We start from the raw sequence: 4,158 nt of genomic DNA, 5'->3' as shown, positions 1-4,158 counted from the left end.
GCTGGCGTCGCTGTCGCGCGAGCGGCGGCTGGCCGAGCTCGCGCTGGCCTGCCGACCCACCGCGCGGGTCACACTGCTGGAGGACCACCTGCTGAAGGCGCTGGCCACGGCCGTCCCGGAGGTGGCGGGGCTGCTCGCGCAGCGGACCCTCGGCCGGGTGCTGGAGCTGGAGGCCGCCGACCGGGACCTGCTGCTGGAGACCGCGGCGACCTGGATCGACTGCGAGACCGTGGCGGCCGTCGCGGCGACCAGGCTGTACTGCCACCGCAACACCGTGATCAACCGGCTGCACCGGCTGGAGAGGCTGACCGGGCTGCGGCTGTCGGACCCGCGCGACCTCGCGGCGCTGACCGTCGCCCTGGAGGTCGTGGACGTCCGATCAGGGTGCCAGCCCGAAGGCTGACGCGACCAGTTCGTGCGAGCGGAGCCGGGCCTTCGGCTCCCCGACGTTGGTGGCGACCATGATCTCGTCGGCGGCCGTGGTGGCGGCCAGCTCGGTCAGGCCCGCCTTGACGGCCTCCTGGTCGCCCACGATGTGCGACCACGTGTAGGCGGAGATCGCGGCGTCCTCCTGGTCGGTGTAGGGGTAGGCCAGCGCCTCCTCCGGGGTCGGCAGCAGACCGGGGTTGCCGCGCCGGAGCTGGAGCATCGCCAGGCGCATCGGCGCGGCCAGCCGGACGGCCTCCTGCGCGCTGTCGGCGGCGATCACCGCGGCGGTGACCATCGCGTACGGGGCGTCCAGGATCTCCGACGGCTCGAAGGAGTCGCGGTAGAGCTGGAGCGCGGGCAGCGTGTTGTCGCCGCTGAAATGGTGGGCGAACGCGAACGGCAAACCCAGCAGGCCGGCGAGGCGCGCGCTGAAACCGCTCGAGCCCAGCAGCCAGATCTCCGGTGACGTGGCGTTCGCCGGGACGGCACGGACTCTGCCCGTCCCGGCCAGGTAGGCGCGGAGTTCGGCGAGCTCCTGGGGGAAGTCGTCGGCGTCGGCGCCGCGCCGCAGGGCGCGTGCCGTGAGCTGGTCGGTGCCGGGCGCCCGGCCGAGACCCAGGTCGATCCGGCCCGGGTGCAGCGCCTCGAGCGTCGCGAACTGCTCGGCGATCACCAGCGGCGCGTGGTTGGGCAGCATCACCCCGCCCGAGCCGAGCCGCAGCGTGCTGGTGACCGCCGCGAGATGGGCGATCAGCACGGCGGGCGCGGAGCTGGCGATCCCCGGCATCCCGTGATGCTCGGCCACCCAGTAGCGGTGGTAGCCGAGCCCCTCCGCGGCCACGGCCAGCTCCGTGCTGGCCTCCAGCGCCTGCGCGGGCGTACGGTCGCTGCTCACCGGAGCGAGATCGAGTACAGACAGCCTCATACCCACGCCAACCCCCGGCTGCTGCCGATCATTCCCGGGCCGGGATCTTCCGGCGGGTCACTGGGCCCACGGGGGGTTGATGGTGGTCTCGCCGATGGAGCCGAGCAGGCCGGCGGTGGAGACCGCGACCACGACGGCCTCGGTGGTGCCCGTGTTCTCCAGGAAGAACGGGGTGTGCGGCGGGCAGATCAGGGCGTCGCCGGGGCCCGCGGCGTGCGGCACCCCGTCGATGGTGGCGGTGTAGCTGCCCGACTGCACGTAGAACAGCTCTTCGTGGTCGACGGAGTGCTCGAGACTGCGGGCGCCGGGCTCGGCGGTGATCCGCCACATCGCGAGCTCGGTGGAGCCCCGGCTGGGGACGGCCAGGGGGTGCATGGTGAAGCCGCCGTTGTCGATGGTCTTGGCGGCGGCGAGAGTGGCTACGGTCAAGAGGTGCTCCCTGCACGAAGTGGTCAACTAAACTGTCCACTTAAAGGTAAACCGTGTTGTCCATGTAGTCAATGGGATTGTCTAATGCAGATCGCTTTCCTGCTCGCCATGGCCTACCGGGCGATGACCGACCGGGTGCACGCCCGGCTCGCCGAGGAGGGCCGCGAACCGCTGCGGCCGGCGCACGGCTACACCTTCCAGTTCCTGTCACACGGCGGCGAGGTGACCGCCGTCGAGCTGGGGCAGCGGCTCGGCGTCACCAAGCAGGCCGCCACGAAGATCGCGGCCGAGCTGGAGGAGTGGGGCTATCTGACGCGGCGTCCGCATCCCACCGACCGCAGGGCCAGGGTGCTGGAGCTCACCCAGCGCGGCTGGGACTACATCCGCCACGTCGAGACGCTGTGGACGGAGGCCGAGTCCGAGTGGGCCGAGCTGATCGGCCAGGAACGGTTGGAAGAGGTCCGTTCGGCGATGTCGGTCTATGTCGCCCACGTCGGAGCGGAGACGGGCCCCCTGATGCGCCCCGTCTGGTGACTACCGTTTGAGCAGGCGCTCTTCGAGCCGCTCCCGCACGTCGTGCACCTCGGCACGCGCCCTCGGCAGCAGCAGCCGATCGACCAGCCCGGGCCCCGTCGGCGCCTTCCGCGCGCCGCGGACGCACCGCCGGACCACCCCCGCGAACTGGAACGGGATCGACGTGCAGTAGAGCGAGAACAGCACCACCGTCAGCGACCCGCCGTGCGTCTCGGCCCGCGCACTGAACGAGGCCACAAGCGTCGTCATATAGATCCCGGCGACGAGCCAGGCGAGCGGGCACCACCCCCACCCCAGCAGGACGTACGCCAGCAAAGCCAGCACCGCACCCAGATAGCACAACGACAGAAACGCCGCGCACACCCACGACAGAAACGCGCTGCCCTCCCGCATCAGATCAGCGAGCACCGGATGCCCCAGCAGCACGACGAGCACCGCCGACCCCAACCCCGCCCCGGCAGCACCCAGCGCGTACACCCGCGCCCGCCCCTCCGGCACCGCCCCCTCACCCACACCGTCCATGCTGACCCCGCCCCCACCCCCAGGCGAGCACCACCGCCGGTCACCCCGGTAAAAACTCGGCCGAACGTCGCCGAACGCCCAGCGCCGGCCCGCGGCGAAGGTCAGGCCCGTCGTCTGCGGTCGGGGGTTCGGGAGCATAATCGGCGGATGGATGAGCGGGGAGAGATCGGGGCGGTTCTGGCCGGGCTTGGACTGGTGGGGATCGTGGATGTGCATACGCACTTCATGCCGCGGAACGTCATGGACAAGGTGTGGGCGTATTTTGACGCGGTGGGGCCGTTGACCGGGGTGGAGTGGCCGATCCGGTATCGGGCGGATGAGGTGGAGCGGCTGGCCACGCTGCGGGGGTTCGGGGTGCGGGCGTTCACCTCGATGGTGTACCCGCACAAACCGGAGATGGCCGAGTGGCTGAACTCGTGGGCGCGGGAGTTCGCGGCGGCCACACCCGACTGCCTGCAGACCGCGACGTTCTACCCCGAGCCCGGAGCGGGAGCCTATGTGCGGCGGGCGATCGAGGACGGGGCGCGGGTGTTCAAGGCGCATCTGCAGGTCGGCGCGTACGACCCGCGGGACCCGCTGCTCGACGACGTGTGGGGCGCCCTCGCCGAGTCGGGGACCCCGGTGGTCGCGCACTGCGCGTCCGGGCCGGTGCCGGGGCCGTTCACCGGGCCTGGCCCGATCGGCGAGGTGCTGCGGCGGCATCCGCGGCTGCCCGTGATCGTCGCCCATCTCGGGCTGCCCGAGTACCGCAAGTTCCTCGACGCCGCCGAACGGTACCCCGACGTCCGGCTCGACACCACCATGGCGTTCACCGACTTCACCGAGAGCTCCGCCCCGTTCCCCAAGGAGGACCGGCCGCGGCTCGCCGCGCTCGGCGACCGCATCCTGCACGGCAGCGACTTCCCCAACATCCCCTACCCCTACCTGCACACCCTGGAGTCGCTGATCAGGCTCGACCTGGGCGACGACTGGCTCAGGGCCGTCCTGCACGACAACGGCGCCGCCCTGTTCGGCCTCGACCCCGTCTGAGTTCCCGCCCGCCAGGGTTCCCGCCCGCCAGGGTTGACGTGAAGTGCGGTTGAAGTTGCACAGTCGTCTCTCGTGAGCACACTTGCCAAGCCCTATCGGGGGCTGACCATCGGGTTGATCGTTCTGGTCGCGCTGATCGCGTTCGAGGCGATCGCGGTGACCGCGGCGATGCCCGCGGTCGTGGGGGCGCTGGACGGGATCCGGCTGTACGGGGTGGCGTTCGGCGGCACGATGGCCGCCGGGATCGTCGGGACGACGGCGGGTGGCGGCTGGGCCGACGCCCGCGGCCC

6 protein-coding genes and 1 pseudogene are annotated in these 4,158 nt (G+C 71.5%); 4 read left to right on the top strand and 3 right to left on the bottom strand.

The features are described from left to right. The coding region (locus ACYVE7_RS30365) for a helix-turn-helix domain-containing protein (RefSeq protein ID WP_460369528.1) at positions 1-403 on the top strand (403 nt) is incomplete at its 5' end. Here the strand turns inward: ACYVE7_RS30365 and ACYVE7_RS30360 are convergent. After that, positions 380-1,354: an LLM class flavin-dependent oxidoreductase gene (locus ACYVE7_RS30360; RefSeq protein WP_460369526.1), complete on the bottom strand. Its 975-nt coding sequence runs from the start codon at positions 1,352-1,354 to the stop codon at positions 380-382. The two genes, ACYVE7_RS30365 and ACYVE7_RS30360, sit on opposite strands and share 24 nt — an antisense overlap. Before the next feature lie 57 nt (positions 1,355-1,411). Next, entirely contained in the window at positions 1,412-1,783 is a 372-nt protein-coding gene (locus ACYVE7_RS30355; RefSeq protein ID WP_460369524.1) for a cupin domain-containing protein, read from the bottom strand. A gap of 84 nt (positions 1,784-1,867) precedes the next feature. Here ACYVE7_RS30355 and ACYVE7_RS30350 point away from each other — a divergent pair, with 84 nt between their 5' ends. Further along, positions 1,868-2,317 carry a MarR family winged helix-turn-helix transcriptional regulator gene (locus tag ACYVE7_RS30350; RefSeq protein ID WP_460369522.1) on the top strand — a complete coding sequence of 150 codons (450 nt, stop codon included), beginning with the start codon at positions 1,868-1,870 and terminating at the stop codon, positions 2,315-2,317. On the opposite strand, the gene ACYVE7_RS30345 is transcribed toward ACYVE7_RS30350, so the two are convergent. Then, positions 2,318-2,830 (bottom strand): hypothetical protein, encoded by a 513-nt coding sequence (locus tag ACYVE7_RS30345; protein WP_460369520.1) that lies wholly within the window; start codon positions 2,828-2,830, stop codon positions 2,318-2,320. Between the two features lie 156 nt (positions 2,831-2,986). On the opposite strand from ACYVE7_RS30345, the gene ACYVE7_RS30340 reads away from it, so the two are divergent. After that, complete coding sequence (locus ACYVE7_RS30340; RefSeq protein ID WP_460369517.1) at positions 2,987-3,868, top strand: amidohydrolase family protein; 882 nt, start codon at positions 2,987-2,989, stop codon at positions 3,866-3,868. Positions 3,869-3,940: 72 nt separating this feature from the next. Next, positions 3,941-4,158: pseudogene (locus ACYVE7_RS30335) on the top strand (MFS transporter); the annotation flags it as partial.

The sequence above is a fragment of the Actinocorallia lasiicapitis genome (assembly GCF_054778695.1).
The sequence above is the reverse complement of the archived record's forward strand: the minus strand, read 5'-3'. Positions and strand labels throughout refer to the sequence as shown.

What these genes read in the sequence shown, in the direction of transcription:
- ACYVE7_RS30350 (WP_460369522.1), top strand. Translation starts at nt 1,868, where the DNA reads ATGCAGATCGCTTTCCTGCTCGCCATGGCCTACCGGGCGATGACCGAC.
- ACYVE7_RS30340 (WP_460369517.1), top strand. Translation starts at nt 2,987, where the DNA reads ATGGATGAGCGGGGAGAGATCGGGGCGGTTCTGGCCGGGCTTGGACTG.
- ACYVE7_RS30360 (WP_460369526.1), bottom strand. Translation starts at nt 1,354, where the DNA reads ATGAGGCTGTCTGTACTCGATCTCGCTCCGGTGAGCAGCGACCGTACG.